Source organism: Pseudomonas asplenii (genome assembly GCF_900105475.1).
Lineage (GTDB): Bacteria > Pseudomonadota > Gammaproteobacteria > Pseudomonadales > Pseudomonadaceae > Aquipseudomonas > Aquipseudomonas asplenii.
Map to the genome: position 1 here is coordinate 605,147 of NZ_LT629777.1, position 20,988 is coordinate 626,134.

General features: G+C 62.9%; 13 protein-coding genes and 1 pseudogene. 4 read left to right on the plus strand and 10 right to left on the minus strand.

The features are described 5' to 3' along the window. Positions 1-277 precede the first annotated feature (277 nt). Both BLU37_RS02780 and BLU37_RS02785 read left to right on the plus strand, forming a co-directional pair. Complete coding sequence (locus tag BLU37_RS02780; protein ID WP_010451929.1) at positions 278-1,441, plus strand: type III PLP-dependent enzyme; 1,164 nt, start codon at positions 278-280, stop codon at positions 1,439-1,441. Between the two features lie 244 nt (positions 1,442-1,685). Further along, the gene (locus BLU37_RS02785) at positions 1,686-4,211 is read left to right on the plus strand and encodes a sulfite reductase flavoprotein subunit alpha (RefSeq protein WP_090202171.1); all 2,526 of its coding nucleotides are present in this window, start codon (positions 1,686-1,688) and stop codon (positions 4,209-4,211) included. Between the two features lie 41 nt (positions 4,212-4,252). On the opposite strand, the gene BLU37_RS02790 is transcribed toward BLU37_RS02785, so the two are convergent. The 5 genes from BLU37_RS02790 to BLU37_RS02810 all read right to left on the minus strand — a co-directional run bounded on the left by BLU37_RS02790 (position 4,253) and on the right by BLU37_RS02810 (position 12,465). Next, positions 4,253-5,794 carry an alkaline phosphatase D family protein gene (locus BLU37_RS02790; protein WP_090202172.1) on the minus strand — a complete coding sequence of 514 codons (1,542 nt, stop codon included), beginning with the start codon at positions 5,792-5,794 and terminating at the stop codon, positions 4,253-4,255. 299 nt (positions 5,795-6,093) lie between these two features. Next, on the minus strand, positions 6,094-7,836 hold the full coding sequence (locus BLU37_RS02795; protein ID WP_090202173.1) for a PTS fructose-like transporter subunit IIB: 1,743 nt from the start codon (positions 7,834-7,836) through the stop codon (positions 6,094-6,096). A gap of 11 nt (positions 7,837-7,847) precedes the next feature. Continuing rightward, entirely contained in the window at positions 7,848-8,789 is a 942-nt protein-coding gene (gene pfkB, locus BLU37_RS02800; protein ID WP_090202174.1) for a 1-phosphofructokinase, read from the minus strand. Then, positions 8,789-11,650, minus strand: coding sequence for a phosphoenolpyruvate--protein phosphotransferase (ptsP, locus tag BLU37_RS02805; protein WP_090202175.1), 2,862 nt, complete (start codon positions 11,648-11,650; stop codon positions 8,789-8,791). The genes pfkB and ptsP overlap by 1 nt, the downstream gene beginning before the upstream one ends. A 446-nt stretch (positions 11,651-12,096) precedes the next feature. Further along, positions 12,097-12,465: a hypothetical protein gene (locus tag BLU37_RS02810; protein WP_090202176.1), complete on the minus strand. Its 369-nt coding sequence runs from the start codon at positions 12,463-12,465 to the stop codon at positions 12,097-12,099. 491 nt (positions 12,466-12,956) lie between these two features. Here BLU37_RS02810 and cra point away from each other — a divergent pair, with 491 nt between their 5' ends. Then, the gene (cra, locus tag BLU37_RS02815; RefSeq protein ID WP_090202177.1) at positions 12,957-13,952 is read left to right on the plus strand and encodes a catabolite repressor/activator; all 996 of its coding nucleotides are present in this window, start codon (positions 12,957-12,959) and stop codon (positions 13,950-13,952) included. A gap of 2 nt (positions 13,953-13,954) precedes the next feature. Continuing rightward, complete coding sequence (locus tag BLU37_RS02820; RefSeq protein WP_090202178.1) at positions 13,955-14,746, plus strand: TatD family hydrolase; 792 nt, start codon at positions 13,955-13,957, stop codon at positions 14,744-14,746. Between the two features lie 15 nt (positions 14,747-14,761). Here the strand turns inward: BLU37_RS02820 and BLU37_RS29805 are convergent, their stop codons facing one another. From BLU37_RS29805 to BLU37_RS02840, 5 genes and pseudogenes are all read right to left on the minus strand, one after another. Beyond that, on the minus strand, positions 14,762-15,691 hold the full coding sequence (locus BLU37_RS29805) for a methyl-accepting chemotaxis protein (RefSeq protein ID WP_408003669.1): 930 nt from the start codon (positions 15,689-15,691) through the stop codon (positions 14,762-14,764). After that, a pseudogene (locus BLU37_RS29810) lies at positions 15,668-16,759 on the minus strand (methyl-accepting chemotaxis protein); the annotation flags it as partial. The gene BLU37_RS29805 and the pseudogene BLU37_RS29810, both read right to left, overlap by 24 nt. Before the next feature lie 321 nt (positions 16,760-17,080). After that, positions 17,081-17,923 (minus strand): regulatory signaling modulator protein AmpE, encoded by an 843-nt coding sequence (ampE, locus tag BLU37_RS02830; protein ID WP_090202180.1) that lies wholly within the window; start codon positions 17,921-17,923, stop codon positions 17,081-17,083. After that, the gene (gene ampD / locus BLU37_RS02835; protein ID WP_010451907.1) at positions 17,920-18,483 is read right to left on the minus strand and encodes a 1,6-anhydro-N-acetylmuramyl-L-alanine amidase AmpD; all 564 of its coding nucleotides are present in this window, start codon (positions 18,481-18,483) and stop codon (positions 17,920-17,922) included. The genes ampE and ampD overlap by 4 nt, the downstream gene beginning before the upstream one ends. An 82-nt stretch (positions 18,484-18,565) precedes the next feature. Beyond that, a complete protein-coding gene (locus tag BLU37_RS02840) occupies positions 18,566-20,776 on the minus strand; it encodes a DUF1631 domain-containing protein (RefSeq protein WP_090202181.1) in 2,211 nt (736 codons plus the stop codon). Positions 20,777-20,988 lie beyond the last annotated feature (212 nt).

Sequence of the window (20,988 nt, forward strand, 5' to 3'; positions counted from 1 at the left end):
TACGCGACGAGCGCGTGTAAAAACGCGACATTTTTAGTTGATCTCAAGCCCCTCAAGTCCTACAGTTCGCGCCGAACGTCCATGCTGGAAACGATCCATCCGGCTCAAGTACTGACGACGAGACAGCAAGGCCAAGGGAACCAGATCCGGCAAGCCCGGATGGCCTTTTTGCTTTCGGCGACATGCCTTGGGAAGTAGGCGAACCAAAGTGGGGATACGGAGGACGTTCATTTGCACCCATTGATAACTCACGTTTGCCACTAGGAGTCCCCCCCGTATGTCGATCCAGGTCGAAGACTATTTCGCGCGCGATACTTTCAAGAAAATGAAAGCATTCGCCGACAAGCAAGAAACCCCTTTCGTGGTCATCGATACCCAGATGATCTCCCAGGCCTATGATGACCTGCGTGCCGGTTTCGAATTCGCCAAGGTCTACTACGCGGTCAAGGCCAACCCGGCGGTCGAGATCATCGACCTGCTGAACCAGAAAGGCTCCAACTTCGACATCGCCTCGATCTACGAGCTGGATAAAGTGATGGGCCAGGGCGTCGGTCCCGACCGCATCAGCTACGGCAACACCATCAAGAAATCCAAGGACATCCGCTACTTCTACGAGAAAGGTGTGCGCCTGTATGCCACCGACTCGGAAGCCGACCTGCGCAACATCGCCAAGGCCGCTCCAGGCTCGAAAGTCTACGTGCGGATTCTCACCGAAGGCTCGACCACGGCCGACTGGCCGCTGTCGCGCAAGTTCGGCTGCCAGACCGACATGGCCATGGACCTGCTGATCCTCGCCCGCGACCTGGGCCTGGTGCCTTACGGCGTGTCCTTCCACGTGGGCTCGCAACAGCGCGACATCAGTGTGTGGGACGCGGCGATCGCCAAGGTCAAGGTGATCTTCGAACGCCTGAAGGAAGAAGACGGCATCCACCTCAAGCTGATCAACATGGGTGGCGGCTTCCCGGCCAACTACATCACCCGCACCAACAGCCTGGAAACCTATGCCGAGGAAATCATCCGTTTCCTCAAGGAAGACTTCGGCGATGACCTGCCGGAAATCATCCTCGAGCCGGGCCGTTCGTTGATCGCCAACGCCGGTATCCTGGTCAGCGAAGTGGTGCTGGTGGCGCGCAAGTCGCGTACCGCCGTGGAGCGTTGGGTCTACACCGACGTGGGCAAGTTCTCCGGCCTGATCGAAACCACCGACGAATCGATCAAGTTCCCGATCTGGACCGAGAAGAACGGTGAAGTCGAAGAAGTGGTGATCGCCGGTCCAACCTGCGACAGCGCCGACATCATGTACGAGAACTACAAGTACGGCCTGCCACTGAACCTGGCCGCTGGCGACCGTCTGTATTGGCTGTCCACCGGTGCCTACACCACCAGCTACAGCGCCGTCGAATTCAATGGCTTCCCGCCGCTGAAGTCGTTCTACGTGTAACTGTTCGCGCCTGCGATACCCCTGGAAAGGCCCGTGCTCGTCACGGGCCTTTTTTTGTGCGCGCGATTCAAGGAGGGCGCGCCAAGGACAACGCCGGCCCCCAAAACCTGGCGCTCCCCGCTCAGGCCCCGGGTTATGACGGAGGATTTTTGTAAACAGCTAACAAATATGAATCCTTCGCATTTGCAGAAACGGCATAATACGCACCGTGGAGAATCACTCTGATTGAGCAAGGCGGGTCACCGTGTTGAAGAAAGCGCTGTTTCAACTGCACTGGCTGTTCGGTATCACGGCCGGACTGGTGCTGGCCTTCATGGGCATTACCGGGGCCATGGTGTCTTTCCAGGACGAACTGCTGCGCCTGCTCAATCCCTCGGTGCTGCACGTCGAGGTGGCCGATCATCCCGCCCTGCCTCCCGCCGAACTGGTGCGCAAGCTGGAAGCCAGCGAAGGCAAGAGCGTCGCGATGCTGTGGGTCGAAACCCAGGGCGATGAGGCGGCACGGGTGATCTTCGCAGCCAAGCCGGGCGAACGCCGCGGCGAGCAGCGCTATTTCAATCCGTATACCGGCGACTATCTGGGTGATGCTTTCGGCCAGGGCTTCTTCGGCCTGACCCTGCAACTGCATCGTTTCCTCGCCCTGGGCGATACCGGTCGCCAGATCACCGGCGCCTGCACGCTGATGCTGGTGTTCTTCTGCCTGTCCGGGCTCTACCTGCGCTGGCCCCGCCAGGCCCTCGACTGGCGCGCCTGGCTGACGTTCGACTGGGCAAAAAAGGGCCGCGCCTTCAACTGGGACCTGCACTCGGTGGCCGGTACCTGGTGCCTGGTGTTCTACCTGCTATCGGCGCTGACCGGCTTGTCCTGGTCTTACGAGTGGTACTCCAACGGCTTGAACAAACTGCTCGCCGACGCCCCGGCTCAGCAGCGGCGTAGCACACGTGGCCCGGCCCCGACGGGGCCTGCGTCCACCGCCGACTACAACGCGATCTGGGCCAGTATCCAGCAGGCCGCAGGCCCGGCGTTGAGCGCCTACAACATCCGCCTGCCGCCAGTGGCCGGCCAATCGGCGACCGTGTACTACATGCTGCAGGACTCGCCCCACGATCGCGCCCTCAACCAGATCAACCTGGATCCGGCCACCGGTGCCACCAGCGAGCACTTCCGTTACGCCGACAAGAGCCTCAAGGCACAATTGCTGACCAGTCTTTACGCGCTGCATACCGGTAGTTATTTCGGTATCACCGGCCGGGTTCTGTTGACGATCTCCAGCCTGACCATGCCGTTGTTCTTCGTGACCGGCTGGCTTTTGTACCTCGACCGCCGGCGTAAGCAACAAGCCGTGAAAAAGGCCCGCGACGAACTCGGCCAGAACAGTGACAACAGCCACTCCTGGCTGGTCGGCTTCGCCAGCCAGAGCGGTTTTGCCGAACAACTGGCCTGGCAGACGGCGGGCCAGTTGCAGACCGCCGGCTTGTCGGTGCGGGTCCAGCCGCTGGCGGACATCGACGAGCAGCAACTGCGCGAAGCACGCCAGGCCCTCTTCGTCGTCAGCACCTTCGGTGACGGCGAAGCCCCGGACAGCGCTCGCCGCTTCGAGCGCAAGGTGCTCGGCCAGGCGCTGGCACTCGATGGGCTGAGCTATTCAGTGCTGGCCCTCGGTGATCGCCAATACCCTCAATTCTGCGGCTTTGCCCGACGCCTGCACCACTGGCTCGAAACCCGGGGCGGCCACAGGCTGTTCGCCCCGGTCGAGGTCGACAGCGGCGATCCGTACGCGTTGCGCTACTGGCAGCAGCAGCTCAGCCAGATCACTGGCGGCGCGCCCGTCGTGGCCTGGCAGACACCGCGCTTCGACAACTGGACCCTGCGTCGACGCGAATGGCTCAACCCGAACAGCCAGGGTTGCGGCGTCTACCTGCTCGGCCTGAGCGCCCCCTCTGCGAGCACCTGGCAAGCCGGCGACCTGGTGGAAATCCTGCCACGCCAGAGCAGCGCGGTTATCGAGCAGTTCCTCAGCGGTCTCGGCCTGGACGCCGCCAGCCCGGTCCAGGTCGACGGTTTGTCGGAAACACTCGCCCAGGCCCTGGCAAGCCGCCAGCTACCGGAACATCGCGGACACCTGGTCGGTCTGCATGCCCAGGCGCTGGTCGATGCCCTGGTACCGCTGGCGCAACGTGAATACTCGATTGCGTCCATCGCCAGCGACGGTGAACTGGAGCTACTGGTGCGCCAGGAACGGCACGCCGATGGCCGCCTCGGGTTGTGTTCCGGCTGGCTGACCGAGCAGGCACCGCTGGGTACGGCGATCAGCCTGCGCCTGCGGCGCAACAGCGCTTTCCACCTGCCGGACGCCCCCTGCCCACTGATCCTGATAGGCAACGGCACCGGCCTGGCCGGCTTGCGCAGCCTGCTCAAGGCGCGCATCGCCGAGGGTCAGCAACGCAACTGGCTGCTGTTTGGCGAACGCAACCAGGCCCATGATTTCTATTGCCGAGAAGAGTTGCAGGGCTGGCTGGCCAGCGGCGATCTGGCGCGCCTGGACCTGGCGTTTTCCCGCGACCAGCAAGCCAAGATCTACGTGCAGGATCGCTTGCGTGAAGCCGCCGACGAACTGCATCGCTGGCTCGCCGAAGGCGCAGCGATCTATATCTGCGGCAGCCTGCAAGGGATGGCTGCGGGCGTCGACCAGACGCTGGTCGAGCTGCTCGGTGCCGAGGCGGTCGAGCAACTGATCGAGCAGGGACGTTATCGCCGGGACGTCTACTAACCCCTGAGAAACGCGCCCAGTTGCATGGGCGCGGCCAACCTTCAGACCGGCTGCAGTTTCTGCTCGAACACCGCGACACCCTCCAGATCGCGCAACACCACGTTCATCTCGCCACTCTGACCGTCGATGTTCACCTCGCCAAAAAACTGGAAGCCGGCGAACGGTGAACTGTTCTGCACGGCGGGTGCCTTCTCGAACACCACCCGTGGACCGAAAGTCTTGTCGAGCACATTGGGACCGAAACTGCCGGCGTTCAAAGGCCCGGCGACAAACTCCCAGAACGGCTCAAAATCCTGGAACGCGGCACGGTCCGGGTGATAGTGGTGGGCCGCGCAATAGTGAACATCGGCGGTCAACCAGACCGTGTTGCGCACCTGCTGCGCCCGCAGGTAGCCGAGCAGTTCGGCGATCTCCAGTTCACGCCCCTGGGCCGCTCCGGGGTCGCCGTTGGCAATTGCTTCCCAGCGCGGTACACCCGGGCTGACCTCACCATCAGGCACACCGAGGCCGATCGGCATGTCGGCAGCGATGACTTTCCATTGCGCCTGGGAACCCTTGAGTTGGCCCTTGAGCCATTCCAGTTGCTCGCGGCCGAGAAAGGCCTTTTGCGCGCCCAGGTTGTCGTCGTTCGGCCCGCGATAGCTGCGCATGTCGAGCACGAACACATCAAGCAACGGCCCATAGCTGAGCTTGCGATAGATCCGCCCACCGCCGTCGGCCTGCTGCCGGCGCAACGGCGCGTATTCCAGCCAGGCCTGGCGCGCATGGCCGACCAGGCTGTGGATATCCTTGCTCTTGTAGCGCTCGTCCAACTGCTTGCTGGGCGACCAGTTGTTGGTCACCTCGTGATCGTCCCATTGCCAGATCTGCGGGACCTCGGCGTTGAAGCGCCGCAGGTTGTCGTCCATCAGGTTGTAGCGGTAGTTGCCGCGAAACTCGTCGAGGGTCTCGGCGACCTTGCTCTTGGCCTCGGTGGTGAGGTTGCGCCAGATCCGTCCGCTTTCCGTGGTGATCTGCGCCGGGATCGGGCCATCGGCGTAGATCGTGTCGCCGCTGTGGATAAAGAAGTCCGGCAGGCGCAGACGCATGGCCTCGTAGATGCGCATGCCACCGATGTCCGGGTTGATGCCGAAGCCCTGGCCGACGGTGTCACCGCTCCAGACGAAGCGGATGTCGCGACGTTGTTGCGGCACGCTGCGCAGGTGGCCGAACCAGGGTTCGCTGGAAGTACCGGTCTGGGCGTCCTCGAAGCGCACGCGGTAGAAAATCGCCTGGTCGACCGGCAGGCCGGTCAGTTCTACCCGGGCGGTGAAGTCGGTACGGGCGTCGGCCAGCGCCGAGACGAACCGGCGCGGGTTGCTGAAGACACTGCGAGTGTCCCACTCCACCACCATCCGGGCCGGACGATCGGTGCGGCTCCAGACTATTGCCTTGTCGCCCTGCAAGTCGCCGGACTGCACGCCATCAGTCAATTGTGGACGATCCTTGACCGAAGCGATCACTGCGGGGGCCAGGCCGGGCAGGAGAATACCGGCGCCTACGGCCTGCATGACACGACGGCGTCCGAGATTGAAATCGCTCATGGTGAATTCCCTGAAAAAGCCAAGTGCTGAACTTAGCTTCGGGGAATGAAAGAGGTATGACAGTGACAAGCGGAGTAAGCGAATCATGGCGAGCGGGCTTTTCGGAACGCCGCACCGCCGCGCTCAGTGGTAAAGCAGCCGCAAAACCAACACCACAGCGTATCTGATGAACCGCAAGTGCAGGCTTTCGGGGGAGCGTTGCTCCCCAGCGCGGGCAAGCCCGCTCACCACAAAAAACCGCGCGCCACAAAAGCCTGCTCGCCACAGAGTGGCGTACCTTCAGCAGGCTAAATCGTGGATCAGGCCTGCGCTGGCTGAGCGACCAGTTCGACCGCTTCCGGGCGCTTGAGCACCGCATAAACCACCGCCGTCAGCAAGCTGCCGGCAATGATCGCCAGCAGGTACGGCAAGGCATGGTTGATCGCATTCGGGATCAGCAGCACGAACAACCCGCCATGGGGCGCCATCAGCTTGCAGCCGAAGTACATCGACAAGGCGCCGGTCAGCGCACCACCGGCGATGCTCGCCGGAATCACCCGCAACGGGTCCTTCGCCGCAAACGGGATCGCGCCTTCGGAGATGAAGCACAACCCCAGCACAAACGCTGCCTTGCCCGCCTCGCGCTCGCTCTGGGCAAACTTGCGTCGGGCAATCAGCGTGGCGATCCCCAGGCCGATCGGCGGCACCATGCCGGCCGCCATGGTCGCCGCCATCGGTGCATAACTCTGCGACGCCAACAGCCCCACCGAGAACGCATAGGCCGCCTTGTTGATCGGCCCGCCGAGGTCGACACACATCATCCCGCCCAGCACCACCCCGAGCAGGATCGCGTTGGTGGTGCCCATGCTGTCGAGGAAATGCGTCAGACCTTCGAGCATCCCCGCCACCGGCTTGCCGACCACGTAGATCATCACCAATCCGGTGAACAGACTCGCCAGCAACGGAATGATCAGAATCGGCTTCAAGGCTTCCAGACTGACCGGCAAGCGGGCGTAACGATTGATCGCCTTGGCGCTGTAGCCAGCCAGGAAACCGGCGACGATACCGCCGATGAAGCCGGCACCGAGGGTGCTCGCCAGCAACCCGCCGATCATGCCCGGCGCCAGACCGGGACGGTCGGCAATCGAGTAGGCGATGTAGCCGGCCAGCAGTGGCACCATCAGTTTGAACGCACTCTCACCACCGATCTGCATCAGTGCCGCCGCGAGGGTACCGGGCTCCTTGAAGGCGGTGATGCCGAACACGAACGACAAGGCGATCAACAGACCACCCGCCACCACCATCGGCAACATGAACGACACACCGGTCAGCAGGTGTTTGTAGACGCCGGTCTTTTCCTGCTTGGCCGGTGCCTGGCCGGCACCCGCCGCCGCACTTTCCAGTTGCCCCTCGGCCAGGGCCTTGTTCAGCGTCGCATCCGGCTGCTTGAGGGCGATGCCGGTGCCGCAGCGGTAGATCTTCTTGCCGGCGAAACGCTCGGTGGCGACTTCGATATCGGCCGCCAGCAACACCACGTCGGCCTCGGCGATGGCCTGGGCGCTCAGCGGATTACGCGCGCCAACCGAGCCCTGGGTTTCCACCTGCAACTCGTAACCGAGGCGCTTGGCCGATTGCTGCAAGGCTTCGGCCGCCATGAAGGTGTGGGCGACGCCAGTCGGACAGGCAGTCACCGCCACCAGCCGCGCCGGCCGCTGACCGGGCGCAGTTGCGTCGACCGACGGCTCAGCGGCGACATGCACCTTGGCCTCTGCGGCGCCGCGACTCAGCACGCCGTCGACATCCTGCAGGGCCTGGGCCGGCGCGGCCTGATAGACCCGCTTGCCGACGAACCGCGACATATCCACAGGCACGCTGCTGACCAGCAGCACCCACTCCGCCGCCGCGAGGGTGCTCGCCGACAGTTGACGTTCCGGGTGGCGCGGGTCGTGCACTTCTACGCTGGTGCTCCAACCCAGGCGCAAGGCCGCTGCCTCAAGCAGGCGAGCGCACAACACACTGGTGACCATGCCATTCGGGCAGGCGGTAACAATGGCTACGTTCATCACAATCCCTCTTATTCTTCTGTCAGGGCGTGCACGCTGACGCCGTGTTCAAGCTGCGCCAATTGCGCCCGGTCACTGATGCCGAAACCGATCTGGGTCACCGCCTGGGCGGCAATCGCCGTGGCGGTACGCAGCGTCTGCTGAGCCGGATGGCCACAGAGCAGACCATGGAGCATGCCCGCCAGCAACGAATCGCCGGCACCGACGGTGCTCGCCACGCTGACCTTCGGCGGCTGTGCATGCAGCGCCTCGGTCGCGCCAAACCAGTTGACCCCCTCGGCGCCCTGGGACACCACCACGTGCTCAATGCCCTGGGCCTGCAGACTGGCTGCAGCCTCGGCCTGTGCCTGGGCAGTGTCCACCGGACGCCGCAGGACCTCGGACAATTCTTCGGTATTGGGTTTGACCAACCACGGCGCTGCCGCCAACCCGGCCTGCAAGGCCGCACCACTGGTGTCGAGGGCGACTTTCAGCCCCAGTTGCTTCAAGCGCAACAACAGCGTTTGCAACCATTGCGGGCTGACGCCCCGAGGCAAGCTGCCGGCGACCACCACCGCATCATGGCCGGGGGCGATCCGCTCAAGAGTATCCAGTAATGCCTGCTGAGCCTGATCATCGACCTCTGGGCCCGGCCCGTTCAGATCGGTGACGCGTCCATCCTGCTCGGCCAACTTGATATTGCTGCGGGTTTCTCCCGGCACGCGAACAAACGCATCGACAAAACCACGGAGGGCAAACAGCGTCTCGAAGGGCTGCGGATTGTCCGCGCCGAGAAAACCGCTCACGGTCAGTTGATGGCCCAGGTCGGCCAGCACCTGGGCGACGTTCACACCCTTGCCGGCCGCGTGGGTCTGCATCGACAGGCTGCGATTGACCTCGCCGGGTTCCAGCCGTGCCAGTTGCACGGTCAGGTCCAGCGCCGGGTTCAGGGTCAGGGTCAGAATCCGCGCCATTACATCGCCTCCACGAGAGCACGCACTTCCTCGGCGCTGCCCACGGCCAAGGCCGAGCGTGCCAACGCCTGGGCTGCCGGCAGAGCCAGTTCGCGCACCCGCGCCTTGACCTCGGGAATACTCCGCGCGGCCACACTCAATTCATCGACGCCGAGGCCGACGAGCACCGGCACCGCCAGCGTATCGGCCGCCAGCTCGCCGCACACGCCGACCCACTTGCCATGGGCATGGGCAGCTCGCACGGTGATGTCGATCAGTTGCAGCACCGCCGGGTGCAGGCCATCGGCCTGGGCCGAGAGCGTCGGATGGCCGCGGTCAATGGCCAGGGTGTACTGGGTCAGGTCGTTGGTGCCGACGCTGAAGAAATCCACCTCGGCCGCCAGCACCGGCGCCAGCAGCGCCGCCGATGGCACTTCGATCATGATCCCCAGTTGCAGGTCGGCCACCGGAATTTCCCGGCGCAGGCGCTCGGTCATGTCGCGGGCCTGGCGCCATTCGGCGACGCTGCCAACCATCGGGAACATGATCCGCAGTGGCCGGTTGTCAGCCGCCCGCAACAGCGCGCGCAACTGGCTTTCCATGATCTGCGGCCGTTGCAGGGTCAGGCGGATGCCGCGCACGCCGAGGAACGGATTCTCCTCCTTGGCGATCGGCCAGTAGGGCAGCGGCTTGTCGCCGCCGACATCCAGGGTACGCACCACCAGCGGACGCCCGCCCAGGCCGTCGAGCACACGCCGGTATTCGGCTTCCTGGGTCGCTTCGTCCGGTGCCTGCGAGTGTGCCATGAAGATCAGTTCGGTACGCAGCAGGCCGATGCCTTCGGCGCCCTGCTCCACCGCAGCGGCAACGCCGGCGCTTTCACCGATGTTGGCGAAGACTTCCACCGCGTGACCATCGCCGGTCAGCGCCGCTTCGTGACGTTGTTCGGCCGCCAGACGCAGGCGCTGTTCACGGGTGTCGCGTTCCTGGAGCGCACGCTGCAAGACCGCCTCATCCGGCGACACATGCAGGCGACCGCGCAAGGCATCGAGCAACAGCGTGGTACCCGATGCCAGCAACAATACCTCGGCCCCCGCGCCAACCAGCGCCGGAATCCCCAGGGCCCGGGCCACGATCGCACTGTGGGCAGTGGCCCCGCCACGGGCGGTGAGAATACCGGCGACCCGCGTCGGATCGAGGCGCGCCACATCCGACGGGCCGACCTCGTCCATCACCAGCACATAGGGCTCGTCCGGCTCGGCCAGAGTCTGCACACCGCACAACTGCGCCAGCACTCGCCGGCCAATATCACGCAGGTCCGCCGCGCGTTCGGCCAGCAAGGCATCCTGCAGGGACTCCTGCTGACGCGCCGCGGCCTCGATCACCGCCATCCAGCCCGCCTCGGCGCTTTCGCCGAGCTTGAACCGGGAATCGACTTCATCGGTCAGTTCCGGGTCGTCGAGCATTTCCTGGTGGGTGATGAAAATCTCGCGGATCGCCTTGGCCTTGCTGCGCTGGATCAGCGTTTCAATATCCTTGCGGACTTCGCCCAACGCCTCTTGCAGACGCTGGCGCTCGATGGCGGCAGACTGGCCGCGCAGCGGATAGTCGAATGCCTGGGCCACCTGGACATGGGCCGGGCCAATGGCGATCCCTGGCGCGGCGGCGATCGCCTGGAGCTGGCTGCCTGCGGCGGGAGCCGTCAGGACCACGGGCGGCTCTTCCACCGGGGCGCTGACAACGGCGACTTCCGGCAATGGCTCGACCTCTTCGCCCAGCCCCTCTTCCACAGCGGCCAACAGCGCCGGCAGCGCGTCAGCGGCGATGGTCGGCTCGGCAATAAACTCCAGCACCTGACCACGACGGGCGCCGAGGCTGAGCAGCTTGCTCAAGCTTTTCACCGAGACGGCGCTGCCCGGCGCGTCGACGATGCGCACGCGGATATCCCCCTCGAAGCTTTTCGCCAATTGCGCCAGCACCTTCGCCGGACGGGCATGCAGGCCGTGGGCATTCGCCAGGCCAATGCGCGCGCTCGGCCAATCGGCCGGCAGCTCGCCGCCGAGCACTTCCAGTACCGCGCGGCTGCTGGTGGCGCGGCCCAATTCGTGGCCACGGCCTTCGATCAGCAGTGCGCAGAGGCGTTCCAGCAGAGCCTGGTGGGCTTCGCCGAGGCTGGCGAGACAGAACAGACCGTGCAACGGCTGGCCGAGGTAACGGATCGGTTTTTCCGGGGTGACGAAGGCCAGTCCCGGACGCTTGACGGTCTGTTCGCTGTGCAACCACCACAGGCCGTCGCCCAACGGCAGCGCCTCGACCTGCTGCAACACCGCAGCAAAACCGTTGCTCACGCAATCGGCCTGGCGCAACAGGCGGGCACCGCGCCAGACCAGCTCTTCAAAATCTTCGGCGACCACACCGAGGCCGATCATCTGCGCGTCCAGCGCCAGTTCCTGCGGCGCGCCCTGCAGCAGTTTCAACAGCGCTTCGGCGCTGCTGGCACGGCGCAGGGCCTGGCCCAGATCGGTTTCACCGAGGGCGCGGGTGAGCAGTTGCAACAGGAGCAGGTGTTCGTCGGATTTCGCCGCGATGCCGATGGCCAGGTAGACGATCTGCCCGTCGCCCCAATCCACGCCCTCGGGAAATTGCAGCAGGCGCACGCCAGTGACGTGCACCAGGTCACGGGTTTGCGGCGTGCCGTGGGGAATGGCAATGCCCTGGCCGAGAAAGGTCGAACCTTGCGCTTCACGGGCCTGCAGGCCGGCCAGGTAACCCTCCGCAACCAGGCCGTCGGCCACCAGTGAATCGGCGAGCAGTTGCAGGGCGGCAGATTTGTCCACAGCCGACTGGCCCATGGAAATCTGCTCAACGGTGAGCTCGAGCATGCCTTTCTCCTATTCAGCGTCCACGGCTGGGCGCTAGGTATTGTTTTGAATACATCAGCTTAGGCGCGCGGACCGAACAAGGTGCAACGGTCGTGGGGCAGAACCGTGACACGGGCCGCAATCGCCTGAAAATACGCGTGCTGAAACGTTTAATCAGGAATGTAGGACACGTTACTCGATTATTGTCCGACGTAGAAGCCCTGGCGGTCGGCAACGTGGCATGAGCGGTGGGAAGAGTATGGGGTGATGGGCAAGGCTTGAGGGACTTTTCGCAGCAAGGCACGCGCCTGCAAGGGAGCCTCGAACCAGGAATAGGCGTACGACACCAGACAAATCTTGTGTTCGGCTACATCCCTGTAGGCGCCGGGCTTGCCCGCGAATGGGCCCTTGAGGCCGCCAAAAGCTTCGCGGGCAAGCCCGGCTGCTACAGAGCGTGATAACCAGTTTTAGCGGTTGCTGGCCGAGGTCGGGACCGTGGAGGAACCTTCAAGCAATGCATCCACTACCGCCCTCGCCATTTCTACCGAGTGCAACATGCCCCAGAACAGGCTGCGCTCTACCGGATTGGCATGCAGGCCGATTTCGTCACCGTTCAACTCGGCCACCTCCAGCAACTTCGATACGTAGCTCAACGCATCGTGAGCCGTGACGTCGGGCTGGATGGCAAATAGCGTGGGTTTGAGCGGGTCGGCGGGGTCGACGGTTCTGGACAGGGTGACAGCGAGGGAATCAAGCAAGCGGGCCGCATCGGGCCGCGAAGGTTTCACAGGTGGGTCGGAAACGGGAGGCGGATCGGGGGTGATTTTCTTAACCATGGTAAATCTCCTGACTGTTGTAGGGGATCTCCACGCTCGCTGCGACACAAGGGTGGCGAACTGTACGCAGGTTCGCAGACCGGTCAGTCAGGAAAAACCGGCAGGCATAAGCCTCCTGCGCACAGCCCGCCATAAAGCAGACATGAAAAAACCGCATTACGCGGCGCTGTGCGCCCGACTGAAATACCGGGCTGCGAAACCCGTATCGCTGAATAGGCAGCGACATCAGGAATGTAGACACGGCCACCGATGCACACAACATTCTCCCACGCCTAAAACCCGTAGGAAATATAAGTTCTTTTTGAAAGCTATTTCTCCACGTTACAAGCCGCCCAGGCCCCCTGTATCCGCCGTGCTGATAAAGCGATGGCGACAGAAGCCCTATTCCTTGAAGCCCATACACAGGCCCCCTTCTCACAGCCATCGGCCAAAAATAGGATACGATCAATAAACATGCAGCCTTGAGCTACAGCCAACAAGGAATTATCCGCTTGAAACTCAGTGATATTGCCCAACTGGCCGGTGTGTCCGTCACCACTGCCAGTTACGTCATCAACGGCAAGGCCGAGCAACAGCGCATCAGCAGCAGTACCGTGGAACGGGTACGGGCGGTGGTCGAGCAATACGGTTTCACCCCCAACCCCCAGGCTGCCGGGCTGCGCAGCCGCAAGACGCACACCCTCGGTTTCATCCTGCCGGATCTGGAAAACCCCAGCTACGCGCGTATCGCCAAACTGCTGGAACAAGGTGCGCGAGCGCGGGGCTACCAACTGCTGATCGCCAGCTCCGACGATGAACCGCAGAGCGAACGCGAGCTGCTGCAACTGTTCCGCGCCCGCCGCTGCGATGCGCTGTTCGTCGCCAGTTGCCTGCCGGGCGAGGACGACAGCTATCGGCAGTTGCAGGAGCGCGGCCTGCCGATCATCGCCATCGACCGGGAAATGCAACCGGAACACTTCTGTTCGGTGGTCAGCGATGACCATCAGGCCAGCCTGCAACTGACCCGCAGTGTGCTGCAACCGACACCCCGGCATATCGCCCTGATCGGCGCCCGGGCTGAACTGAGCATCAGTCAGCAGCGGTCCGCGGGCTTTCAGGAAGCGCTGGACGGTTTCGCCGGCGAGGTGCTGATCGAGCATGGCGAAGCCTTCAGCCGCGAATGTGGTCGGGCGCTCATGGACCAACTGGTCCAGCGCCTGGGCCATCTGCCCGACGCCCTGGTGACCACCTCCTACGTGCTGCTGCAAGGCGTGTTCGATGCCTTGCAGGCGCACCCGCTCAACGCGCAACCGCTGCGCCTGGGCACCTTCGGCGACACGCAGTTGCTGGATTTCCTGCCGCTGCCGGTCAACGCCATGGCCCAGCAGCATCAACTGATCGCGGACAAGGCCCTGCAACTGGCCCTGGCCGCCATTGAGGAAAAGGACTACCAACCCGGCGTCCAGGCCATCGCCCGGACCTTCAAGCAGCGCATCCGCGAGGCTTGAACATGGAACTGATCGACACCCATACCCACCTCGATTTCCCCGACTTCGACACCGACCGTCGCGAACTGCTCGAACGCAGCCGCGCCCTCGGCGTCGGGCGGATGGTGGTGTTGGGGGTCTATCGGGACAACTGGCAGCGGGTCTGGGATCTGGTACAAAGCGACCCGCAACTGCATGCGGCGCTCGGCCTGCACCCGGTGTACCTGGACGAGCATCGCCCGGAAGATGTCGACGACCTGCGCGACTGGCTGGCCCGCCTGGCGGGTCACCCGCAACTGTGCGCAGTGGGCGAATTCGGCCTGGACTATTTTCTCGCGCAACTCGATCGTGAACGCCAGCAAGCGCTGTTCGAGGCGCAACTGAAGCTGGCGGCGGATTTCGAACTGCCTGCGCTGCTGCATGTGCGGCGCAGCCATGCCACAACTATCGCCACACTCAAACGCTTTCGCCTGGCGCGGGGCGGGATCATCCATGCCTTTGCCGGCAGCCGCGAGGAAGCTCGGGAATACCTCAAGCTGGGCTTCAAGCTCGGCCTAGGCGGTGCCGGCACCTGGCCGCAGGCGCTGCGCCTGAGCAAGGTGATCGCCGAGCTGCCGCTCGAGGCCGTGGTGCTGGAAACCGATTCTCCGGACATGGCCCCGGTGATGTTCCCCGGCATGCGCAACAGCCCGGAACACCTGCCGGCCATTTGCGCCGCCCTCGCCGAACTGATGGGCATCAGCCCACAGGCCCTGGCCGCCGCCAGCAGCGCCAACGCCTGCGCGCTGTTCAACTGGTCAGCGACTCCGGCCTGAACGTTCGCCAGTGCTTCACACCCGAAAGGCCCCGATCAGTTGCTTCAACTCGACCACTTGGGCCGATAGCTGCCGACTGGCACTTTCGGTCTGGTGTGCACCCTCGGCAGCCCGCTCGCCAGCCCGATTGATCTCGACGATGTTCTGGTCGATGTCATGGGCCACTGCGGTCTGCTGTTCAACGGCAGCGGCGATTTGCTGGTTCTGGTCAACGATCATGCCCACCGCACCCAGGATATTTTCCAGCGCCCGTTGGACTTTTTCCGACTGCCCGACCGTCCCATCGGCCATCTGATGGCTGACACCCATGGCCTTGACTGCGGCGCCAACACCGCTGTGCAGCTTGCCAATCATCTGCTCGATCTCTTCGGTCGATTGCTGAGTGCGTTTGGCCAAGGTGCGGACCTCGTCGGCCACCACGGCAAAACCGCGTCCCTGCTCGCCGGCGCGCGCAGCTTCGATGGCGGCGTTCAGAGCCAGCAGATTGGTCTGTTCGGCAATGCTCTTGATCACGTCGAGGATCTGGCTGATGGACTGGCTGTCGATCGCCAACTGATTGATGACCTGCACCGACTGGTCAATTTCACCGGCCAACTGGACGATACAGCCCTGTTGCGACTCCACCAGGGCCCGACCGCTGAGGGTTTCGTCATTGACGCGGTGAGCACTGCTGACCGCCACCGCAGCGCTGCGTGCCACCTCCTGGGCACTCGCCGACATCTGGTTCATGGCCGTGGCGACCTGCTCGATCTGACTGCGCTGGCCGGCTACCGCCTGATTGCTGCGAGCCGATACTGACTCCACTTGTCCAGCCTGGCGTTCGACTTCGCCAACGGTATCTCCAACCCGCTCGATCAGATCGTGGATCTTCGCCACGGTACCGTTGAACACAGCGCCCAACTCACCCAACTCGTCGCGGCTGTGGGCCACGAAGTTGACCGTCATGTCCCCCGCCGCGACCTTGTCCATCATATGGCCCAGGCGCCGCAGCGTGGTACGGGTCGAGACGTAGAAACCGCCGTAGAGATAGACGATCGAGAGAAACACTACCGCCAGCGCCGCCACCAGCAGGAGCATTTGCAGTCGTTTCTGCTGCAGACGCTGCTGCAGTTCCTGGCCGAAGTAAGCCAGGGTCGCATCGTTGAGCTGGTAGGTCTGGGCCATCACGTTACTGATCTGCTCATAAAACGCCGACCAGGGCGCGTCCAGGGTGTCGGCCATCACGACCTGCTCCTCGAACAGCTCGCTGGCCTTTTTCAGCGAGGCATGACTGGCGCTGGCCAGTGAGTCCAGCGCCGTGTGGGCATTACGACTGCCGCCCAGCGCATCCTGCAGCCTGAGGGCATATTCGGCCTGCAACTTTTCGAGCTGTTGCAGTAACTCGTCGAAGCGGGTGCTTGATGAGGAATTGAGAAATCCCTGACCCAGGGAATAGGCGCCCATGGCACGACCTTCACCAAGGGTCTGGGTGACTTGCGGCGTGACACTGGTGATCAATTCGCTCAACTGGCGCAGGTCGCTTTGCCCATCGCGGCTGAGCCCTGACTGGCTGGCGACGATCTTGGCGAAGATCTGGGCCTTGCCCAGCAGCTTTTCGATCAGTGCACTTTTGCTTTGTAGGGAGGTTTCGCTTTGCTGGGCCTTGAGTGCAGCGATCAATTCATCGCGCTTGCTGGTGAACAATGCCAATTGTTCCGGATCGCCGGTTACCGCCATCAGGCCTTGCAGGCGGGCTAATACGTTTTGTTCGAGTTGGCTGATCCGCCCTTCCAGATCGCCGGCCTTGCCGGATTGACCGAGCACGGCATTGATCTGCACCTGGTTGTTCAGGGTTTCCAGATCTCGACGTAGGGTCAGGCTGCTGCCGAGCAGATCCAGGCTTTGCAGCTCGACTTCGGTTGCGGAGAACTCGCGGTAGGAATCACGAACCAGATAGAAGCTGGTCACCAGCATCGGCAAGAAGAACAGCACGCTGATCAGGCTGAACTTGCGTCCAAAACTCAGGCGATTCATCAGGGTGACGGCGGGCAATAGCAGACTTTTCACTAGAACGCTCCCTTCCTGTTATTTTTATAATGGCGACCACAGCGAGGCATACAGCCAGTACCCGTAGCGACTGCCTGTATAACGTAATTTGGAAGGAGTTTTTGTAACTTAAAGTTAACCGACCCTAGGAGTCAGCGCTGACGGGCCGGCGCTTTCGCGCCTGAACCCAGCACCCACAGGTTCTGTGATGTATACAGAAAATGGGCCCGGCGCAGCCCTGGGGGAAGCGGATTTATCCGCGAACACACCAGAACAGGCAACGCCAATCGCTAGTGGCCTGAGTGGCTACTAGCGAATCAACACTGTCCATAAAGCAAACCCGGCATACCAGAGCACCGCTGCCCGCAGCAGCAGTTCCCAGAGGCTGTCCAGGCTGGAGACGCCGTCCGGGCCCTCAGCCGAGGCGGGGACTTCACCGGCCACGCGCCCGACCTTTTCGATCAGTTGCCGGGCGCTGATGTCCCAGTTGAGCAGTTCGTGCAGCATGATCCGGCTGACCGCGACAAAATTGCCGACCAACGCCAGGCTCGCCGCCAACAGCCGCACCGGCAGCCAGTCGAAGGCATGGCGCAGCAAGGTGGCACGTTCGGCCAGCGCCGGGTTCTGGCTGTGCTCCGCCGCCAGGGCGAGCAGGCGATAACTCAAGGCCGCCACCGGCCCGAGCAGGAAGTACCAGAAGATCACCGCAAAGAAACTCTGGTAGGCCTGCCACAGCAGATAGCCCTGGACCTTCTCCAGCAGTTCTTCGCCATTGTCGGCGCAGGTCAGGTCCATGTCGCGCCGGGCCACATGGACGCCGGCCTGCAGATCACCGCGCCGCCAGGCATCGCGGAACGGCCCCAGCGCTGCCAACAGATCACCACGCCCCAGGCTGTAGACTACCACCAGCAGGTGCACCGGCAACGCCAGCAAGCCATAGGCCACCGGCTGCAGCACCATCAACAGCAGGGCCAGCAGAAGCACGGGCAACAGCACCAGAAGCCCCAGGATCAGCCAGGGATGTTGACCCCAGCGCGGGCTGGCTTCGAGTCTGGCCAGTTCGCCCAGCCAGGCGCCATCACGCTGGACACGCTGGCGCAAGGCAGAGAACTTCTCGATCCAGACCGCCAGCAGCAACACCAGAAAACTCATTGCGATTCTCCTTCTTCCAGCAGGGCAGCGCGAAAACGCTGCCAATCAAAGCCCGCACCCGGGTCGGTCTTGCGTCCGGGAGCGATGTCACTGTGACCGCAAATCCTTTGCGGGGTGATGGCCGGGTAGGCCGCCATCAGCTGACGAGTCAAGGTAATCAGCGAATGGTACTGCGCCTCGGTGAATGGCAGATCATCGGTGCCTTCCAACTCGATGCCCAGGGAAAAATCGTTGCAGGTTTCGCGCCCTTCGAAACTCGACACGCCCGCATGCCAGGCCCGTCCCAGACAGGAGACAAATTGCGTGACCTGGCCGTCACGTTCAATCAGAAAGTGCGCAGATACGCGTAAATGAGCGATACCTTCAAAGTAGGAGTGTTCCGAAATATCCAGACGATTCTGGAAAAACTCCTGTACTTTTCCGGTAGCAAATTGCCCCGGCGGCAGGCTGATGTTGTGGATCACCAACAGGGAAACTTCCCCTTCGGGGCGCTCGTTGAAGTTGGGCGAAGGACAGTGAACGACCTCCTGGCACCAACCCGTGGCGGGATCCAGCTGCATACAGATTCCTTCGAGGATGAAAGCGACAGCCCCAGTATGCCGTGAGATCAGCCACTATGGGCAGCGACCGCGCAGAAAAACCTCAGCGGCTCTTCAGCCGCCGCAGGTTGCCGATGACCGACGCCAGGGCACGGTCGAACAACTGCGTGTCGTCCAGCAGACGAACCGCGCCGCGACGAAATTCGACGGCCAGTCCCTGGGCAGTACGCTCCAGTACCTTCATGCCGGTACGGTTGACAAAAATGTACTTTCCAGTGGGTTCGACGATCGCCGCCAATTTACAGCGCAGGACAGACTCTTCGTCTTCGCGGATCTCGACCCAGTTGCCGATCCGCAACTGTCGTACCCACACCAGACCGGCATCGTCCTCCGGCAATGCGACCACACGCTCCTCGCGGTGGCTGTCATCGGCCGCACTCAGGACAATTTCCTCCAGCACCTCGACCATCGCCGGTTGTTGCGCATCGCTCGCCACCGGTTCGACACTCTGTTTGGCCAGGCGCTGGAAAACCTGGACGTGGAGGCTTTCCAACTGACTGAAGAATTCACTGGTGGCAAACGGATCGAACGCCGCGCTGGCCAGGCCGTCGCGCAGCGCCTTGAGCAGGCCGGGCACCAGTTCTAGCAAACGCGGACGAGCATCCACCAGGCCCTGGGGATCGGCGCTCCAGATCAACTCGTCCATGGTTTGCAGGCCGGCCTGCCATTCGGCCGACTGCTCACTGTGCTTGAGCCAGACCAGCAGCAACACTTTGCTCCAGGCCTCTTGCAGCAAACGCACCACGACTTCGGGCAGGGTTCTGCCCAGCAGCCGCTCGTTCAACACTTCCTGGACCCGTTGCCGTGCCAGTTCGGCCTTGGCCCGGCCCTCTTCGGCATCGCGGGTGCGTTGTTCGAGCAGTTCACTGCGGCGACGCTCATCGCTGGTGAAGGCGAGGAAATCCGTCAGCAACTCGGTGAAAATCGCCGGGTCGTCGACAAAATCATTCAGCAGCCGCTGCACGATCTGCTCGATACGCAGGTACAGGACGTCACGCTGATAATCGTCGCGAGCCCCCCAGCCCAGAGACGCCGAGGCGATTTCGTTGAGCAGGCGTCGAGCCGGGTGGCTGCCACGGCTGAAAAAACTCTTGTCCACCACCGCCACTTTCAACATCGGGATCTGCAGGCGCCCGATCAGCGCCTTGAGGCGGTCCGGCAGGGTGCGGTCGTCGAGGATGAATTCGAAGAGCATCGCGATCAGGTTGATCACGTCCTCGTCGACGCCGCCCACCACCCGCGACTTGCCACTCTTGACGCTGACGCGGGTGAGCAATTGCTCCAGTTGATTGCGCAGGTCGAAATCGTCCGCTGCCGCCTGGGCCGGCACGTATTGCTGCAGGTGTGACAGCAGCCGCAGCAGGTCGCGGGTGGAAATAGGCTGGACTTCCGAGGCGGCGTCCAGCTTGGGGGCAACACTGCCACGCACATGCAGCAAGAGTTCCTGCAGGGCCGAAAACACTTCCTGAACGCTGGCATCGAGTGATGATGTGCCCGACGCCTCCCCCTGGCTGGAGCGTGCGCTCGCCACCGGACGATCGGAAGCGCGACGGGCCGGCGCGGCCTTGAGTTCGGGCAATACGCCGGTGGCAATCAGCAACTGATTGGCTTCGGCATACAAATGATCGGCATCGCTCAAGACATACTTTTCGAACAGCTTGAGGATGATCAGCTTGACCTTGATCTCCACGCCGAGGTCACGCCCGGCCTCGAGGAAATACTCGCAAAGCATCGCCGGGCCCATGGGGTTGCTCTGATCGTCGAGACGCCGGGTGATCAACGCATTCAGACGAGCGGTCAGTTGACCGAGGGCCAGGCCATCGCGACTGAGGACCTTGGCGACCATCGCATCCAGCGCGACCGTTTTTTCCAGCTCATCATTCGGAACCAATGCCAGCTTGTCGTAGGACATCGGCGCAGCCAGTGTCACCTCATGAACGTCATACTGGTCCAGAGCGGCGAATGCCTCGGCAAAGCGCTCGTGGAAGCCGCGCTCGATGTGCTTGCGCTTGAGCCGCAGGTCGCGCATGGCCTCGAAGAAGGTATTCTGATCGACGTTGTTCAGCGCCCTGTCGGCCATTTCGAACAGCGTGTCGTCGGCATTATCGAACAATGCCTGCAAGCCTTGTCGCAGTTGCAGGGCCGCCTTGTCGCGGACCTGAATCAGAACCACGGGCAAACGGGCGAGCGGCGACGGCGTCGCTCGTTCTTCGGTGGCCTTGTGCAAAGGCACGACCTTCCCGTCATTGTGCATCCAAGCCTCCCACTGCGGTTCTTTGATTCGGCGTGAACAATCGGTTTGCGCGCGATGTTGGTGTAGTCGCTCGCAAACCGCTCTCGGCGGCTGCCAAGGCGGCCGTCGGTGTCGATAATCGGGGGAATCACAGAGACGTCAAAGCTATGACGCCAATTACAAGTCATATTATCTTGCAAAAGATGTCACTTTTGCCAGCGAACTCTGCAACT

What these genes read in the sequence shown, in the direction of transcription:
- BLU37_RS02780 (WP_010451929.1), top strand. Translation starts at nt 278, where the DNA reads ATGTCGATCCAGGTCGAAGACTATTTCGCGCGCGATACTTTCAAGAAA.
- BLU37_RS02790 (WP_090202172.1), bottom strand. Translation starts at nt 5,794, where the DNA reads ATGAGCGATTTCAATCTCGGACGCCGTCGTGTCATGCAGGCCGTAGGC.
- BLU37_RS02795 (WP_090202173.1), bottom strand. Translation starts at nt 7,836, where the DNA reads ATGAACGTAGCCATTGTTACCGCCTGCCCGAATGGCATGGTCACCAGT.
- pfkB (WP_090202174.1), bottom strand. Translation starts at nt 8,789, where the DNA reads ATGGCGCGGATTCTGACCCTGACCCTGAACCCGGCGCTGGACCTGACC.
- ptsP (WP_090202175.1), bottom strand. Translation starts at nt 11,650, where the DNA reads ATGCTCGAGCTCACCGTTGAGCAGATTTCCATGGGCCAGTCGGCTGTG.
- BLU37_RS02810 (WP_090202176.1), bottom strand. Translation starts at nt 12,465, where the DNA reads ATGGTTAAGAAAATCACCCCCGATCCGCCTCCCGTTTCCGACCCACCT.
- BLU37_RS02820 (WP_090202178.1), top strand. Translation starts at nt 13,955, where the DNA reads ATGGAACTGATCGACACCCATACCCACCTCGATTTCCCCGACTTCGAC.
- BLU37_RS29805 (WP_408003669.1), bottom strand. Translation starts at nt 15,691, where the DNA reads ATGACGGTCAACTTCGTGGCCCACAGCCGCGACGAGTTGGGTGAGTTG.
- ampE (WP_090202180.1), bottom strand. Translation starts at nt 17,923, where the DNA reads ATGAGTTTTCTGGTGTTGCTGCTGGCGGTCTGGATCGAGAAGTTCTCT.
- ampD (WP_010451907.1), bottom strand. Translation starts at nt 18,483, where the DNA reads ATGCAGCTGGATCCCGCCACGGGTTGGTGCCAGGAGGTCGTTCACTGT.
- BLU37_RS02840 (WP_090202181.1), bottom strand. Translation starts at nt 20,776, where the DNA reads ATGCACAATGACGGGAAGGTCGTGCCTTTGCACAAGGCCACCGAAGAA.